A 16580-nucleotide genomic window follows, 5' to 3' on the forward strand; every position below is an offset into this window, starting at 1 on the left:
GCAACTTTTAACAAGCTTGCTATGCTCAATAGACAATAATAACGGCTAAGCAAATGAAATATCAGTTGAAACTGATGTATGTGGTACAGCCGTAAGGAGACAACATGGGTTTTTGGCACACGGTAGGCGGGCGTTTACTCAGCATTCCTTTATTGGCATTGCTTGGTTTTATTGTACTGGGCGCCGTGGCGCTAAAGGCACTTAATCACAGTTTGGTGGAGGGCAGGGAGAATCGCGTTGTGGCCGTTATCGACAGCGGCTTGAGTATCGTAAAGCATTACCAGGCGTTGGAGCAAAGCGGTGCATTAAGCACAGAGCAAGCGCAGCAACAGGCGATGGCGGCTATTAAAGCAATCCGTTACGACGGCACCGAATACGTCTGGATTAACGACACCGGCCGGCCCATTCCGAAAATGATTATGCACCCCACCGTGCCCACGTTGGACGGCACAGTACTGGACCGGCCAAACTTTAATCATGCTACTTTAATGCGTAACCGCGACGGCAGCCAACAGCAAACGCTGGACAACGCCAATTTGTTTGTCAGCTTTGTCGATGTAATAGGCCGCTACGGCAACGGCTTTGTCGAGTACCAATGGCCCAAGCCGTTAAAAGGCGGTGGCGTAACGGAAGAGCGTTATACCAAGTTGTCGTATGTGGCAAAAGACGAAAAATGGGGCTGGGTATTAGGCTCCGGTATTTATATTGATGATGTTAAAGCCGCTTTTTGGGCGGTAGCTATGCAAGTCGGGCTGGTGGTGGTGATTATTATTGCCCTGACAGTGGGCGTGTCTTTATTTATCCGTCGCTGGTTATTGGGGGCCTTAGGCGGGGAAGTGGCGACAACCAAAGCGTTGGTGCAACAGGTAGCCGGCGGTGATTTCTCGGTAAACTTTGCGCTAAAGCCAGGTGACAAAGATAGCTTACTGGCAGCACTTGGCGGCCTTATCAGCCAGCTGCGCAGTATTATCGGCCAGCAATCGGCGATGGCAGAGCAACTGGCGGGGCAATCTGAAGCCCTGGATGAAACCAGCCAGCAAACCCAGCACATTTTACAAAGTGTCATGGACCAAACCGCCCAGGTAGCCACGGCGGTAAATGAAATGACCGCCACTTGCGAGGATATGGCACGCAGTGCCACCACCGCAGCCAAAGCCGCCCGCGATGCCGATACCGAAGCGCAAAATGGCGTAACCTCGGTACAGCAAACCATTACCGCAATTGACGCGCTGAAACTGAAGTTAGAGCAGGTATCGGACGTTATAGCCCAGCTGTCTAAGCGTGGCGAAGAGGTAGGGGCGGTAACCGACGTTATCGGTGCCATAGCCGAGCAAACCAACCTGCTGGCGCTTAATGCGGCTATAGAAGCGGCGCGCGCCGGTGAAATGGGCCGCGGCTTTGCTGTAGTAGCCGATGAAGTGCGTACCCTTGCCAGCCGCTCACAGGCGTCTACTCAGGATATCAATAAGCGCATTCAGGGGATCCAGCAAGACTCCGCCAACGCGGTAGAGTCTATGGCACAAAGTAAAGTCGAAACCGAGCAAACCATTGTCTGCTCGCAGCAGGCGAATGAAGCACTAAAACGCATTAATACAGCGGTATCCAGCATTACCGATGTTAACGATCAATTAGCCAGTGCCACCGAAGAGTTAGCAGTAGTGTCCGGCACCATCAACGAGAATATGGAGAATATCGCCAACGCGGTAGAAAGCACCACGGTGAAATCGACCGAGCTGTCAGTCGCTAGCCAGCAGCTACGGCAAATGGCCAGTGAGATGAAAAAATCGCTCAGTGGTTTTAAACTTTAAACCAATATAGGTAAGTGCAGAAACAACAAAGCCCCGCAAAAGCGGGGCTTTGTTTTGAGGAATTTAATGGTCGGTACGAGAGGATTCGAACCTCCGACCCCTTCACCCCCAGCGAAGTGCGCTACCAAGCTGCGCTACGTACCGACGTAGGGCGTATCATAATGATTCCCCGCCAGAAAGCAATGCTGTAGTGGTTGACTGTCGCTATTTTCGCCAGTTAAACAAAGCACTACGCTTTGATTAAGGGCATGTTCAGCCGTTGTTGCTATACCTGTGTTTGTATTTACAGAGGGTAAGATTATGAAAACAGCAATAACGATGACGGCAGCCTTGGTGTCTATTTCGCTGTTGACCGCGTGTGGCGGAGGCTCTTCCGGCGAGTTGGAGCCGGAAATGGCGAGTTTTAGCCTGGGTGTCAGTGATGCGCCGGTTAACGGCGCTAAAGTGGTAATGGTGTGCTTTAACGAAATTGAACTGACCGGTAATGGTGTTGGCAGCCAAAGTTTTACTATTGGCGATGATGACGTGGCGGCAGAGGCCAACGATAATTGCCGCGATGGCCAAGGCAACATTATAGCCAATACACGCGGCGTTGATTTATTGCTACTCGATGGTGCCAAATCTGAAGCTTTGGTAACCGGTGCTGAGTTTGCGGCCGGTAATTATGGCCAGTTGCGGCTGGAGATAGCAGAAGGCAGCTATGTTGAGCTGGAAGATGGGCTGCGTGAACCGTTGCGGGTACCGTCCAATGAGTTGAAGCTGGGTGGCGTTACCTTATCCGCCGGAGGCAGCTTTAATTACACCCTGGAGTTTGACCTGCGTAAAGCGATGGTGAATCCACCTGGTCAGGATGGTTATTTGCTAAAACCGACCGGCCTGCGTTTAGTCGATAACAGTGAAGTGGGGCACCTCGAAGGTCAGGTTGCCGAAGGGCTGTTGATAACTAACAGCTGCACAGTAGCACCGGCAGATGCATCGTTACCGGTTGCCACCGTGTACTTATATCAGGGGGCAGACCGGCCGCTGGCTGAGTTATCTGATAACGGCGGTAACAACACTTACCAGCCTTACGCCAGCACTAACGTATATTTTGATGGTGTAAGTGAGTACAACTACAGCATCGGTTATATTGAAGCCGACAGTTATACCGCTGCTTTGAGTTGTGACGTACAAGACGACCCGGAAGCGGCAGATGCAATAGAGTTTTTGCAGGCTCAGAACCTGGACATAGCTGCAAGTGCTACGCCTGTGGTGCTGGACTTTACAGAATAAGCTGTCGCTATCAGTGTGTTAAATGGCCGCTATTACGGCGGCCAGCTATCTTAATGTTCTGCCCCTTGCTAACATAGCCATCTTTACGTCCTTCAGGTGTATGGCTGTGCTGTGGATCCCCTTTACCTTGCTGGCAGCTTTTATGCAGGCCTGGCGCAATGCGTTTCAAAAGCAATTGAGCAAAGATGTTGGCGTGGCCGGCGTTACTCTGGCGCGGTTTATCTGGGCGTCGCCTCTGGCGGCACTGTATTTGTGGACCTTGTATCAATGGCAACCTGTGGCTATGCCATCGTTCAGCGCCGGCTTTGCCGGCTTTGTCGTGGCAGCCGCGCTGGCGCAAATTCTGGCCACTGCGCTGATGGTAAAGCTGTTTCAGCTGCGTAACTATGCCATAGGCGCCGGGCTGGCTAAAAGTGAGGCCGTGCTGGCGGCTGTGCTTGGGGTGGTGTTTTTTAGTGAATCTTTAAGCATAACCGGTTGGTTTGGCGTTGCGCTGGGCGGCGGTGCGGTGTTTTTACTCAGTGGTGCCAGCTTACGCCAGCTATCGCTGCCGGTGCTGTTGTTGGGCTTGGGCAGCGGCTTAGCTTTTGCTTTAACATCCTTGTGGGTACGCCAGGCCAGTTTGGTGCTGGGCTTGCCTTTTCCGCACGGGGCGGCCTGGGTACTATTGCTGGTGATCTTGCTGCAAACCGCCATCTTGCTGCTGTGGTTAAGCCTGAAACACCGGCCGACGTTAACAGCGCTGTGGCAGCGGCCGAAATTGACCTTATTGGTCAGCGTTTGCAGTTGTGTTGGCTCGGTAGGCTGGTTTACCGCTATGAGCCTGGAATCGGTGGCGTTGGTAAAAACCCTTGGCCAGGTGGAAGTGCTGTTTATGTTGCTGATTTCGGCCTTTGTATTTAAAGAGAAACTACAAAAAGCCGATCATTGGGGCTTGGCCCTGATTGTGCTGGCGGCCATAGCAGTAATGTGGGCTTAATTAGCAATGAGACTGGTGAATTTTCACTAACTCAGTAAAATGGAGCCCTCTTAAGAGCCAACCGTAGTGATTTTTGTGTCAGATCAAGATATATATGCCGATATCCGGCCTTATAACGATAAAGAAGTAGCTCCGGCTATTGCCAGACTGATTGCTGATGATGAGCTTATTAAAGCGATTTTGCACTATCGTTTCCCGCATTTATCCGGCCCGTTCGGCTGGTTGTTATCACCGCTGGTGAAATTTGCCTTAAAGCGACGCTGGGCCAAGCTAACCAATGTGTTGGCAGTGCAAAAGCAAGTCGCCGCTTTTATGGATCGGATGATAGACAACACCACCAATAAGGTAACGGTGTCCGGGTTGGATCAGCTTACGTCCGGCAAAGCTTATCTGTTTGTGTCTAATCATCGTGATATTGCCATGGACCCTGCATTGGTCAACTGGTGTTTGCACCATCACGGCTTTGATACCGTGCGTATTGCCATTGGCGATAATTTACTGCGCAAAGCCTGTGCCACTGAGCTGATGAAGCTGAACAAAAGCTTTATTGTTAAACGTGGCGCTAAAGGCCCGCGTGAAATGCTGAAGAATTTCTCCCAGTTGTCGTCCTACATTAAGCATTCGCTGGAACAGCAACAGTCGGTGTGGATTGCGCAAAAAGAAGGCCGGGCCAAAGACGGCAATGATGAAACCGACCCGGCAATTTTGAAAATGTTTTATATGGAAGGCAAAAAGCGCGGTGAAGATTTTGCTACCTATATGGCTGGGTTAAATATAGTGCCGGTGTGCTTATCTTATGAGTATGATCCATGCGATATCGATAAAATTAACGAGTTATGGCAAAAACAAACCGCCGGCAGCTACCAAAAAGGCGAGTTTGAAGATATCGACAGTATTATTAAAGGTATAGTGGGTTTTAAAGGTCGGGTGCACGTGGCGTTCGGCAAACCGCTTACTACAGTGCCGGCAGAGCCGGAGCAACTGGCGGCGTTAATTGACCAGCAAATTTGGCAACAGTACCGTTTATTCCCGGTGAATTATCTGGCCGCGGGGCAACAACATGCGGCTATTGATGAATCTGTGGCGGAGCAGTGGCAACAGCGTCTCCAGGCAGTTCCGGTGGCGGCACAACCAATGTTAAGCCGGCTATATGCCGCGCCGTTAGTAAAGCAGCAAGCAGTGGAAACTAATATTTGAGCTATTTAATCGCGGTAACGCTGCTGTGGGCGTTTTCGTTTAGCCTGATTGGCGTTTATCTGGCCGGCCAGGTGGATGCCTATTTTGCGGTGCTGTTACGCGTACTGTTGGCCTTTGTGCTGTTTTTGCCCTTTATGCGCCGGGTATCGGCAGCGCTGACATTAAAGCTGCTGGTATTGGGTGCAGTACAGTTGGGGCTGATGTATCTGTTTTATTATCAGTCGTTCTTGCTGCTAACGGTGCCGGAAGTGTTAATTTTCACCATCTTTACGCCGGTGTATATTACCCTGCTGTATGACGCCTTACAGCGCCGCTTTCGTTATCGCTTTTTACTGGCCGCATTATTGGCGGTAGTCGCTGCGGCCATTATGCGGTATCAGGGCCTGACGCAGGATTACTGGTTGGGTTTTGCTGTAGTGCAGGGCGCTAACCTGTGTTTTGCGCTGGGCCAGGTGGGTTATAAAGTGTTGCTTGAACAGCAGCCGGTAAAATTGGTGCAACATCAGTTGTTTGGCTGGTTTTACCTGGGCGCTGTTTTGGTGGCGTTACCGGCGTGGTACTTGCTTGGCAGTACGCAATACCCGCAAACCGCTACCCATTGGGCCGTGTTGCTGTGGTTGGGGCTGGTGGCGTCCGGTGGCGGCTATTATTGTTGGAACAAAGGCGCCACCCTCGTCAGTAGTGGCATGCTGGCAGTGATGAACAATATGCTGATCCCGGCCGGTTTGGTGGTCAATATAGTGCTGTGGAACCGCGACGAAAATCTGCTGAGCTTAACTATCGGCTCAGTGCTGTTAATCTTATCCTGTATGTTGTGTAAGCCCGTGCGCAACTCAGTTAAACCCGGAGTGGCAAATGGCCCGACAAATTAGTTATACCTTTAATAACCAACGTAAAGTGATTAACTTCAGCTACGACAAGTATCATGATATGTACGAAGCGGTAGCGGCAGCAGAAGGCATCGATTTAACCCGCTTTCTGGCGATGGAGCAACAAGTGGCGATGACAGCGAAACGCGGCGCGGCAGTAAAGAATTACCGGCAGCAGGAATTTGCCCGGATGGGCTTTGCCGATATCGCTTTTGTCAGAGAAGAGCAGTAGCCCGGGTATTCAGCGCCTGTAGCAGGGCGCTTAGTTTTATACACAGCAAATTGCAGGCAATAAAAAAGGACACCGCAGTGTCCTTTTTTTAGCAAGTGCTTAAATTACAGAACTGTAACGTTAGCAGCTTGTGGGCCTTTTTGGCCTTGTTCGATTTCGAAAGCTACGCGTTGGCCTTCGTTTAAGGTTTTGTAACCTTCAGTTTGGATAGCACGGAAGTGAACGAATGCGTCAGCGCCGCCGTTATCCTGAGTAATGAAACCGAAACCTTTATCAGCGTTGAACCACTTAACTACACCAGTTACTTTAGCCATGAATGACTCCTAAAAATTTTAATAGAACTAATTGACGCTTAATTGCGCTTTTAGCCTGACTGTTACCTTACTTATGCGGCCAAACGTGCGTGAATCTTCAGGACATGACTTACAATGAAGCTGTGTAGCGAAGTTTTCATAAACATTTTGTTACATAGGTCTGCTTTACAGGCCGGAAAGAACTATAACAGGTCTGAGCGGAATGTATATAGTAAATTGCAAATAAACCTTTGTCCGGCAATAAAAAAAGCCTAAAAAAATAAAAAAGGCCGCAAAAGCGGCCTTTAAACACAGTTGTTTATTTATTGAACATTAAGCATTTAATGCCACTTTAGGCTCAACAAAAGCAAAACCCAGTGCTTCGGCCACACTTTGGTTGGTTACCTGGCCGTTCATCACATTCAGGCCGTTCATTAAATGCACATCATCCAGCAGTGCCTGCTTGTAACCTTTATTAGCTAAACGCAGAATAAACGGCAGGGTGGCATTGTTCAGCGCAAAAGTAGACGTGCGTGGCACGGCGCCCGGCATGTTCGCCACACAGTAGTGCACTACATCGTCGACAATATAGGTTGGCTCGGCATGAGTAGTGGGTTTTGAGGTTTCAACACAACCGCCCTGGTCAATAGCCACATCAACAATGGCTGAACCCGGTTTCATCCGTTTGATATGCTCTTTGGTGACCAGTTTAGGTGCCGCAGCGCCCGGTACTAATACACCACCAATGACCAGATCGGCGGCCAGCACTTCCTGCTCTAACGCATCGGCAGTGGAGTAAATGGCTTTCACGGCACCGTTAAACTGAGCATTGATACGGCGCAGCACATCTACGCTGCGATCCAGCACAGTAACATCCGCACCTAAACCCAGCGCCATTTGCGCAGCATTAGTACCCACCATACCACCACCAATTACCACAACTTTAGCCGGTGCTACACCAGGCACACCGCCTAATAACATACCGCGGCCGCCACAGGATTTTTCCAGCGCACGGGCACCGGCCTGAATTGACATCCGGCCGGCCACTTCAGACATCGGCGCTAACAGCGGTAAACCGCCACGGTTGTCGGTTACGGTTTCATAAGCGATACAAATGGCTTTGGATTTGATCAGATCCGCTGTTTGCGGTAAATCCGGAGCCAGGTGCAGGTAGGTAAATAAAATCTGGCCTTCGCGTAGCATGGCGCGTTCTACGGCTTGCGGCTCTTTTACTTTAACGATCATTTCCGCTTTGGCGAAAACGTCGGCTGCGGTGGCCAATACGGTGGCGCCAGCCGCGGTGTAATCGTCGTCAGTAAAACCGATACCCATACCGGCGTTGGTTTCTACCAGTACACTGTGTTTATGGTTTACCAGCTCACGTACGCTGGCAGGGGTCATACCTACACGGTATTCGTGGTTCTTTATCTCTTTTGGTACGCCAATGATCATCGTTTTATGCCCTTTTCTGAGGTAATTGTTGGCTGAGGTAAAATATGTGCGCAGTATACTGCTAACTTTGTAGAATTAATGCTTGTTTTATGGCCTTGGGGTAGTGCAAAATTCTGTTTAAATTTAAAAAGCGAATTTTTTAGCTGCTATGTACTCTTTAAGTAAAAGTATCAAGAAGTTAGACAGGATAGATCGTAAAATACTGCTGGAATTGCAGCGCGACGGTCGCTTAGCCAATGTAGAGCTGGCGCGCAGGGTAGGGCTTAGCCCGACACCGTGCCTGGAGCGGGTGCGTAAGCTTGAAGCTGAAGGCGTGATTTTGGGTTACACCGCCCAGGTTGACCCGCAGAAGGTAGGTGCCGCCTTATTGGTGTTTGTTGAAATTACGCTGAGTAAAACCTCACCGGAAGATTTTGACGAATTTAGCAAAGCGGTACAAAAGCTGGAAGAAATTCAGGAATGCCATCTGGTATCCGGCAGTTTCGATTTTTTACTGAAAACCCGGGTGGCTAATATGGCAGCGTATCGGGAACTGTTGGGCGAAACCCTGCTCAGATTACCCAGTGTGCGCGAAAGCCGCACCTATGTGGTGATGGAAGAGGTGAAGCAAACCACCTTTGTTGCCATCAGCAGTTAAATAGCGGTTCAGTTGCGCTTCACGGATGCACTTTTACAGTGTCTCTGGTATCTTAGCGGGTAGTACTACGCCCCGTGCGCTTATATAAAAACGATGATAAAAGGTAGGGCCTGTCATTTGCAGAACAGAGTTTATTTTCCGCTAAACGGTGTGCAGCGTTTGCTTGAAGTCGGCTTAATTATATTTACCGGCTTTGCCTTATTCCTGTTGCTGGCACTGCTATCTTTCGACCCGGCGGATCCCAGCTGGTCACAAACCGGTTATCAAAGCAACGTGCATAATTACGCCGGGCCCATAGGTGCCTGGTTGGCTGACTTATTGTTATTCAGCTTTGGTTGGATCGCGTATTTAATGCCGTTTTTGCTGGGGCTGGCCGGCTATCTGCTGTTTAAGCGCTTTCATGATTTGATGAGCCTGGATTATCTGATCCTGGGCTTGCGCATTATTGGTTTGGTGTTAACACTGTTAACCGCCACTGCCATCAGCAGCCTGAATTTCAATGATATTTACTATTTTTCTTCCGGTGGCGTAATTGGCGACGTGGTAAGCGGCGCTTTAGTACCGTATTTTAACTTTATCGGCACTATTTTATTGCTGCTGTGTGGTTTTGCCACCGGCTTAACTCTGATGACCGGTATTTCCTGGTTAACCGTGGCCGATGCGCTGGGGGCAGTTTGCTATGCCGGAGCGCAATTTGTAATGTCCATTCCGCAGCGCTTACGTGAGCGCAGTCAGGACGATTACGACCCCTTCGCGGCGGCACCGGAGCAGGATGAGTTTGACGAAGAGCCGGCGGCGGTACTGGAAAAACCGCGTAAAACGCCGCAATTGAGCAAGCCTGCGGCCGATAGCCTGCCGATTACACCGCTGAATGCCAAAACCGAAGCTAAAGCTTTTTACAGCGTGGATACGCTGGCAGATGAGCAACTGTCTTTCAGTGCCATCGATGAGTCTGAATCGGAGGCGCGCTGGGGTGAAACCCTGCAGCAGCTGGATTTACCGGCAGAGCCTGAAATAGAAACAATTTTGCACGAACTAACCGATGAGGAAGATGACAGCGAAGAGGTGTCACACTTATTAGAAGAGTTGCCATCGCTGGCCTTGCTTGACCGGCCGGATAAAGCCATTAACCCGATAGACCCGGCAGATTTAGAGCGGGTGTCACGTCTGGTAGAAACCAAGCTGCTGGATTTTAACGTTGAAGCCAAAGTGGTTGGTGTACACCCGGGCCCGGTGGTTACGCGGTTTGAGCTGGATTTAGCGCCTGGCGTTAAAGTGAGTAAAATTACCGGTTTGGCCAAAGATTTGGCCCGTTCGCTGTCAGCGATCAGCGTGCGGGTGGTCGAGGTTATTCCGGGGAAATCTTTTATTGGTTTAGAGCTGCCAAACCAGCACCGCGAAATAGTGCGTTTATCTGAAGTTATCGGTGATGAGATATTTGAAGGCTCTAAATCGCCGCTGACAATGGTGCTGGGCAAAGATATTGCCGGTAAGTCGGTAGTAGCCGATTTAGCGAAAATGCCGCACTTGTTAGTAGCCGGTACTACCGGCTCCGGTAAATCGGTCGGTGTTAACGTGATGATTTGCAGCTTGTTGTATAAATCGACGCCGGATGATGTGCGCTTTTTAATGATCGACCCGAAAATGCTGGAATTATCCATTTATGAGGGCATTCCACACCTGCTGACCGAAGTTGTTACCGACATGAAAGATGCTGCTAACGGCCTGCGCTGGTGTGTCGGCGAAATGGAGCGGCGCTATAAGTTAATGTCGGCGTTGGGCGTACGTAATCTGAAGGGCTACAACGTCAAGGTAAAAGAAGCCATCGCAGAGGGCACACCGTTAAAAGATCCGCTATGGCGGCCGTCTGACGATATGCGTACCGAGGCTCCGCTGTTGGAAAAACTGCCGTCTATCGTCGTAGTTATAGATGAATTTGCCGACATGATGATGATCGTCGGTAAAAAAGTAGAAGAGCTGATTGCCCGTATTGCGCAAAAAGCCCGTGCTGCCGGTATACACCTGATTTTGGCCACACAAAGGCCATCGGTCGATGTTATTACCGGTTTAATTAAAGCCAATATTCCGACGCGGATTGCGTTTCAGGTGTCGTCAAAAATTGACTCCCGTACCATTTTGGACCAACAAGGCGCAGAGAGCTTATTAGGCCAGGGCGATATGTTGTATCTGCCACCAGGCTCCGGTGTACCAAACCGGGTGCATGGCGCCTTTGTGGATGACCATGAAGTGCATGCCGTGGTAGCTGATTGGAAAAAACGTGGTCGGCCAAACTATATTGCTGAAATACTCAGTGGTGAAACCACTGAAGAGAGCTTATTGCCGGGCGAGACGCTCGAAGGCGAAGACGGTGAGTCCGATCCTTTGTATGACCAGGCCGTAGCTTTTGTTACGGAATCGCGCCGCGCATCGGTGTCCGGCGTGCAGCGTAAGTTTCGTATCGGCTATAACCGTGCTGCCCGTTTGGTTGAACAAATGGAGCACAGTGGTATTGTCAGTGGCCCGGGCCACAATGGTAACCGTGAAGTGATGGCACCACCGCCACCTAAAGGATATTAAATGCTACGTAGTGTGTTAGCTGTTGTGTTGTGTTGTTTTTCTGCCACGTCTGTGGCACAAAGTGCTGAGCAAACGCTGCAGCGTAAACTGGCGGCAATTAAAAGTTTCTCCGCCGGCTTTGAACAACAGGTGTTTGACGAGCAACAGCAGTTGCTGCAACAGGGCAAGGGCGAGCTGATGCTGAAACAGCCGGCATTATTTCGTTTTGAAACCACAGAGCCGGAGCCAAACTTATTTATCGGCGATGGCAGCAGCCTGTGGTTTTATAACGAGCCGCTGGAGCAGTTGACTATTTATGATGCTGCCAACGAGGTTAATCGCACGCCTTTTGTGTTGCTTACCTCAACCAAAGCTGAACTGTGGGCGCAATATGAGGTGACGCAGCAGGGCGAGCAGTTTATTATCCGCTCTAAGGCGGCAGATAGCCCGGTAGTGCAGCTAACTTTAAGTTTCTCCGGCGCGGCCTTATCCACCATGCAGGTATTGGATATGAACCGGCAAACCAGTGCATTTAACTTTACCCTGGTTCAGCTCAATATTGCGCTGGACGACGAGCTGTTTCGCTTTGAGCCGCCGGCTGACACTGATATTGACGATCAACGACAGCGATAAGCAGCGTGAACTCTTTACCGTTAGATTTTGCTGATGATTTCCGCCCGCTGGCAGCGCGGATGCGGCCGCGCACTCTTGCGGAATATGCCGGCCAGCAACATTTAATTGGTGATGGCAGCGCCCTGAAAAAAGCCATTGAAGCCGGCAGGGTGTTTTCACTGATTTTATGGGGCCCACCGGGCACCGGTAAAACCACTCTGGCAGAAGTGATTGCCACACACGCCGATGCTGCTATCTGTAAGTTATCCGCCGTTACCTGCGGCATTAAAGAAATTCGCGAAGCTATTGCCCAGGCGCAGCAGCGCCAGCAGCAGTATCAGCAACGTACCTTACTGTTTGTTGATGAAGTGCATCGGTTTAATAAAAGCCAGCAAGATGCCTTTTTGCCCTTTATTGAAGATGGCACCATTATTTTTATCGGCGCCACCACCGAAAATCCGTCTTTTGCGTTGAATAACGCCATTTTATCCCGCGCCCGTGTTTGCGTGTTAAAAGCGCTGAGCGACACGGATTTACACCAGGTACTGCAGCAGGCATTAACGGATAAAGAGCGTGGCCTTGGTAATGAAGCCATCAGTTTGGCTGCGGATGCGCAGCAGTTGTTATTGCAATTGGCCGCCGGTGACGCGCGTAAATTATTGAACCTGCTGGAGCAGGCCGCCGAGCTGACGGATGCCGGTGCCGACGGTAAAATTATTCGCTTTGACACCTTAAAGCATCTGGTACCGAAACAACTGCCGGGTTTTGATAACCAGGGCGATATGTTTTATGACCTGATCTCAGCCTTTCATAAATCAGTGCGTGGCTCAGACCCGGATGCGGCGTTGTACTGGTATTGCCGCATTCTGGCCGGTGGAGGCGACCCGTTATATGTGGCCAGGCGTTTGCTGGCCATTGCCAGTGAGGATATCGGTAATGCCGATCCGCGTGCGCTTACCCTGGCGTTAAATGCCTGGGATACCTTTGACCGGGTAGGGCCGGCTGAAGGGGAGCGGGCTATTGCTCAGGCTGCGGTATATATGGCGTTGGCACCAAAAAGCAATGCCGTGTACAGCGCCTTTAACCAACTGAAAAAACTGGTTGCAGAACAGCCGGCCTATGAGGTACCGCTGCACTTACGCAATGCACCGACTAAATTAATGCAACAACTGGGCTTTGGCGAAGGTTACCGTTATGCCCATGATGAACCGGGCGCTTATGCGGCCGGCGAGCGCTATTTACCGCCGGAGTTAGCCGGGCAAGCGTTTTATCAGCCGGTTGAACGCGGTATGGAAAAGCAGCTGGCAGAAAAACTGCGCTACCTTAAACAGCTGGACAGCGATAGCCCGCGTAAGAGGGACAAATAATGCTGATGACTTATCTGGCGGTGGCCATCGGCGGCGCTACGGGGGCCTGTTTGCGTTATGGCTGCAATGAGTTGGCAGTGAATGTTTTCGGTAAGTCATTCCCTTTTGGCACTTTGCTGGTTAATATTCTTGGCTCTTTTGTGTTGGGGCTGTTGTATGGCTTGTTCAGCAGCGGTATTTTGGCTGCTTCGCCCTGGCGTGCGCTGATCGCTATTGGTTTAATCGGCGCTTTTACCACATTCTCCACCTTTTCGCTGGACACGGTCTTGCTGCTACAGCAAGGCGACTGGCTAAAAGCAATCGCCAACGTATTATTAAATGTGTTGTTATGTTTAACGCTTGCCTGGTTAGGGCTAAAACTGGGTTCAATGAAGTAATTACTATGTTAGATGCGAAATTTTTACGTAATGAATTAACTGAAACTGCCGCGCGTTTGGCGCAGCGTGGCTTTGTGCTGGATGTTGCGCGTTTAACTGCGCTGGAAGAGCAGCGCCGTACGCTGCAGGTTGATACGCAAGAGTTGCAAAACCTGCGTAACACCAAATCCAAAGCCATTGGCCAGGCCAAAGGCCGCGGTGAAGATATTACGCCGTTACTGGCAGAAGTAGATGGCTTGGGTGCTCAGTTGGACGCTGCCAAACAGCAGCTTGATGCAGTGTTGACAGAAGTTGAACAAATAGCGCTGACCATTCCTAATTTGCCTGACTTGTCGGTACCGGCAGGTAAAGATGAAACCGAAAACGTGGAAGTACGCCGTGTTGGCCAGCCGCGTCAGTTTGACTTTGACATCAAAGATCATGTGGCGCTGGGTGAAGCGCTGGACAAAGGCCTCGACTTTGAAAGTGCAGTTAAGGTAGCCGGTTCACGTTTTGTCGTCATGCGTGGCCAAATCGCCAGGCTGCACCGCGCCTTAGCGCAGTTTATGCTGAATTTACACACTGAGCAGCATGGTTATACCGAGTTGTATGTACCTTACCTGGTGAATCATGCCAGCTTGTACGGTACCGGCCAGTTACCGAAATTCGGCGGCGATTTGTTCCACACCCAGCCGGCTACCGAAGAGGGGCAGGGTATGGCACTTATTCCAACCGCAGAAGTGCCGGTAACTAACCTGGCGCGTGATACCATCTTTGATGTCAGTGAACTGCCGGTAAAATACACTGCGCATACGCCTTGTTTTAGAAGTGAAGCCGGCTCTTATGGCCGTGATACCCGTGGCTTAATCCGCCAGCATCAGTTTGATAAAGTCGAACTGGTGCAACTGGTGCAGCCGGAGCACTCCATGCAGGCATTGGAAGAGCTGACCGGGCACGCGGAAAAAGTGCTGCAATTACTCGGCTTACCATACCGCGTAATGCTGCTGTGCACCGGCGATATGGGTTTTGGTTCAACGAAAACCTATGATTTGGAAGTGTGGCTGCCGGCGCAAAATACCTACCGCGAGATCTCGTCCTGCAGCAATATGGGCGATTTCCAGGCGCGGCGTATGCAAGCGCGTTACCGCGGTGGCGAGATGAAAAAGCCGGAGTTAATCCACACGCTTAACGGTTCGGCGTTAGCGGTTGGCCGCACCTTGGTGGCGATTTTGGAAAACTATCAGCAAGCAGATGGCAGCATTGTTGTGCCGGAAGTGCTGCGACCTTATATGGCTGGCGTTGAGGTATTACGCTAAGTTGTGTCATTGCACCCGCCCGGTAAAGCATTGGCTATACTTAGCGGGTGCTGTACAAGGACGGGTCAATGACAAATAAACCACGTAAAAGTTTAAAGCAAAGCAACCCGGCGCTGATGCGGGCGATTTATTGGGCCATTATTATTGGTATCGTAGCGGTGTTTGCAATTGTCACGTTAGAGGCGATGTTAGGGATTTTCCGCGATAGCCTGTAGCGATAGTCTGTAGAGAAATAGCTGTAGTGGGGTTACAGGCATTTGGCTGGTTTAGGCAGGCCGGCAATACGGGTAGCTTGTTTGGCCGGGCCTTGCGGAAATAACATAAACAGGTATTTACTGTTGCCTTTATCCGGCCCCAGTTGCTGTGCCATTGCCTTTACCAGAATGCGGATCGCCGGCGAAGTATTAAACTCCAGATAAAACTGCCGGACAAAATATACTACCTCCCAGTGTGAGGCGGTCAGGCTGATGCTCTCTAACAGGGCAAATTCTTCTGCTACTTGTTCATTCCATTCCTGTAGATTGGCCAGATAACCATGTTTATCCAGCGCCAGCCCGCTGCCGGGCAATACTAATTCTGTCATAACGTCAGCTCTGCCATAACAACACCTGGCTGGCATCAATGCTCAGCTGTAGCCACTGCTGTGCGCTTAGCGCTGTAATGTCGGGTTGTACCGTCAGTTGGCGTATTGCGATGTCGCTGTCCAGCGCATAAACCCGGGCTGTGGGCCATACAATATCGTTGCGTGTTGCCAGATAAACCGCATCTTGCCTGAGCAGGATGACATCGTCAGCTAAACATATCACTGCCAAATCGCCGATATTTACTGCAGGATTAATAATGTTGATTAATTTCATCTTAGCCGGTGATCACCTGATGTTGTTTATGCAGCAGTTGGCCTATGGCATCTTTGTCCAGCACAGTGACGCCGATGCTCAATGCGTTTGCGTCTATGCCGCGTTCTGTCAGTGCCTGGTGGCAAACATAGACCTGATCGATATCGTACAAACCGAACAATTTAAAACTGCGTGGATAGGCTTTAAGCTTAAAGTCGGCCTGGTCTGCTGTAGGTAACAACTGATACACCGCATCACCGCTAAACAGTACGCTGACGTTATGCTCTACTGCCGCCAGCGCGAGGATTAAATCCAGTGCTTCACGGCCGTTACTGCTGTTAAACGGGCTGTGGCGTTGCAACACTAAAATATTACGCATTAAAATTGCACCAGCTTATCAATATCGGCCTGGCGCATGGCAAATTCAGCCAAACCTGCTGCGGTATAGCCGTGGCGCGCACTCAGGGTGCTGCTGACAACACCACGCTTTTCGGCGGCCGTAACACAAAACAACAGCGGAATATGCTGCTGCAGGCAAAATGCGGCCAGCTCAGCGCTAAGGTCCGGCTCATCGGCCGGTAGGTCAATATGAGCTGCGGCACAAGTTACCGCATCCCGGTAGAGAAAAATGTGATCAATACGGTGGCCGTGGTTAAGTGCTGTTTTGGCAAATAACAGCATGGCCGGCACACTTTGGCTGGCAAAGCCGTCTGATGTTAACAGTAAGCCAAAACGTGTCATAACCTGTTCCGCAAATAAAAAATGCCCCGACGAGCGGGGCATTTTAACTAATAACCT

The 16580-nt window shown here is 50.5% G+C and carries 19 protein-coding genes and 1 tRNA gene; 13 read left to right on the plus strand and 7 right to left on the minus strand.

What is annotated here, in order from left to right; genetic code table 11:
• Positions 1-104: 104 nt before the first annotated feature.
• Positions 105-1808, plus strand: a complete 1704-nt coding sequence (locus tag Q8O77_RS00170) for a methyl-accepting chemotaxis protein (RefSeq protein WP_305550598.1) — start codon at positions 105-107, stop codon at positions 1806-1808.
• Between the two features lie 67 nt (positions 1809-1875).
• Here Q8O77_RS00170 and Q8O77_RS00175 read toward each other — a convergent pair.
• Positions 1876-1952: transfer RNA gene (locus Q8O77_RS00175), tRNA-Pro, on the minus strand.
• A gap of 156 nt (positions 1953-2108) precedes the next feature.
• Between Q8O77_RS00175 and Q8O77_RS00180 the strand changes: the two genes are divergently transcribed.
• From Q8O77_RS00180 to Q8O77_RS00200, 5 genes are all read left to right on the plus strand, one after another.
• The gene (locus Q8O77_RS00180; protein WP_305550599.1) at positions 2109-3080 is read left to right on the plus strand and encodes a DUF4382 domain-containing protein; all 972 of its coding nucleotides are present in this window, start codon (positions 2109-2111) and stop codon (positions 3078-3080) included.
• A gap of 100 nt (positions 3081-3180) precedes the next feature.
• Positions 3181-4059, plus strand: coding sequence for a DMT family transporter (locus tag Q8O77_RS00185; RefSeq protein WP_305550600.1), 879 nt, complete (start codon positions 3181-3183; stop codon positions 4057-4059).
• Between the two features lie 75 nt (positions 4060-4134).
• Positions 4135-5256, plus strand: coding sequence for a 1-acyl-sn-glycerol-3-phosphate acyltransferase (locus Q8O77_RS00190; protein WP_305550601.1), 1122 nt, complete (start codon positions 4135-4137; stop codon positions 5254-5256).
• The gene (locus Q8O77_RS00195) at positions 5253-6128 is read left to right on the plus strand and encodes an EamA family transporter (protein WP_305550603.1); all 876 of its coding nucleotides are present in this window, start codon (positions 5253-5255) and stop codon (positions 6126-6128) included. The genes Q8O77_RS00190 and Q8O77_RS00195 overlap by 4 nt, the downstream gene beginning before the upstream one ends.
• Positions 6112-6357 (plus strand): DUF2960 domain-containing protein, encoded by a 246-nt coding sequence (locus Q8O77_RS00200; RefSeq protein ID WP_305550604.1) that lies wholly within the window; start codon positions 6112-6114, stop codon positions 6355-6357. Before Q8O77_RS00195 ends, Q8O77_RS00200 begins: the two co-directional genes overlap by 17 nt.
• Before the next feature lie 104 nt (positions 6358-6461).
• On the opposite strand, the gene Q8O77_RS00205 is transcribed toward Q8O77_RS00200, so the two are convergent.
• Positions 6462-6671, minus strand: coding sequence for a cold-shock protein (locus Q8O77_RS00205; protein ID WP_027670166.1), 210 nt, complete (start codon positions 6669-6671; stop codon positions 6462-6464).
• A gap of 312 nt (positions 6672-6983) precedes the next feature.
• On the minus strand, positions 6984-8102 hold the full coding sequence (ald, locus tag Q8O77_RS00210; RefSeq protein WP_305550607.1) for an alanine dehydrogenase: 1119 nt from the start codon (positions 8100-8102) through the stop codon (positions 6984-6986).
• A gap of 148 nt (positions 8103-8250) precedes the next feature.
• Between ald and lrp the strand changes: the two genes are divergently transcribed.
• The 7 genes from lrp (at position 8251) to Q8O77_RS00245 (ending at position 15161) form a co-directional block, all read left to right on the plus strand.
• Positions 8251-8739 (plus strand): leucine-responsive transcriptional regulator Lrp, encoded by a 489-nt coding sequence (gene lrp, locus Q8O77_RS00215; protein WP_173501274.1) that lies wholly within the window; start codon positions 8251-8253, stop codon positions 8737-8739.
• 117 nt (positions 8740-8856) lie between these two features.
• Positions 8857-11316 carry a DNA translocase FtsK gene (locus Q8O77_RS00220; protein WP_305550609.1) on the plus strand — a complete coding sequence of 820 codons (2460 nt, stop codon included), beginning with the start codon at positions 8857-8859 and terminating at the stop codon, positions 11314-11316.
• A complete protein-coding gene (gene lolA, locus Q8O77_RS00225) occupies positions 11317-11928 on the plus strand; it encodes an outer membrane lipoprotein chaperone LolA (protein ID WP_305550611.1) in 612 nt (203 codons plus the stop codon).
• Between the two features lie 5 nt (positions 11929-11933).
• Complete coding sequence (locus Q8O77_RS00230) at positions 11934-13274, plus strand: replication-associated recombination protein A (RefSeq protein ID WP_371133427.1); 1341 nt, start codon at positions 11934-11936, stop codon at positions 13272-13274.
• A complete protein-coding gene (gene crcB, locus Q8O77_RS00235) occupies positions 13274-13651 on the plus strand; it encodes a fluoride efflux transporter CrcB (RefSeq protein ID WP_305550613.1) in 378 nt (125 codons plus the stop codon). Before Q8O77_RS00230 ends, crcB begins: the two co-directional genes overlap by 1 nt.
• Positions 13652-13656: 5 nt before the next feature.
• Positions 13657-14946, plus strand: a complete 1290-nt coding sequence (gene serS, locus Q8O77_RS00240) for a serine--tRNA ligase (RefSeq protein WP_305550615.1) — start codon at positions 13657-13659, stop codon at positions 14944-14946.
• Positions 14947-15014: 68 nt separating this feature from the next.
• The gene (locus Q8O77_RS00245; protein WP_305550617.1) at positions 15015-15161 is read left to right on the plus strand and encodes a hypothetical protein; all 147 of its coding nucleotides are present in this window, start codon (positions 15015-15017) and stop codon (positions 15159-15161) included.
• A 32-nt stretch (positions 15162-15193) separates the two neighbouring features.
• On the opposite strand, the gene Q8O77_RS00250 is transcribed toward Q8O77_RS00245, so the two are convergent.
• From Q8O77_RS00250 to Q8O77_RS00265, 4 genes are read right to left on the minus strand one after another with little or no spacing between them, the layout of a single operon-like run.
• Positions 15194-15529 carry a TusE/DsrC/DsvC family sulfur relay protein gene (locus Q8O77_RS00250; RefSeq protein ID WP_305550619.1) on the minus strand — a complete coding sequence of 112 codons (336 nt, stop codon included), beginning with the start codon at positions 15527-15529 and terminating at the stop codon, positions 15194-15196.
• A 4-nt stretch (positions 15530-15533) separates the two neighbouring features.
• The gene (locus Q8O77_RS00255) at positions 15534-15803 is read right to left on the minus strand and encodes a DsrH/TusB family sulfur metabolism protein (protein WP_305550620.1); all 270 of its coding nucleotides are present in this window, start codon (positions 15801-15803) and stop codon (positions 15534-15536) included.
• 1 nt (position 15804) lies between these two features.
• The gene (tusC, locus tag Q8O77_RS00260; protein ID WP_305550621.1) at positions 15805-16161 is read right to left on the minus strand and encodes a sulfurtransferase complex subunit TusC; all 357 of its coding nucleotides are present in this window, start codon (positions 16159-16161) and stop codon (positions 15805-15807) included.
• The gene (locus Q8O77_RS00265) at positions 16161-16523 is read right to left on the minus strand and encodes a DsrE family protein (protein WP_305550622.1); all 363 of its coding nucleotides are present in this window, start codon (positions 16521-16523) and stop codon (positions 16161-16163) included. The genes tusC and Q8O77_RS00265 overlap by 1 nt, the downstream gene beginning before the upstream one ends.
• Positions 16524-16580: the final 57 nt, after the last annotated feature.

The organism is Rheinheimera sp., assembly GCF_030690345.1.
Taxonomy (GTDB): Bacteria; Pseudomonadota; Gammaproteobacteria; order Enterobacterales; family Alteromonadaceae; genus Alishewanella.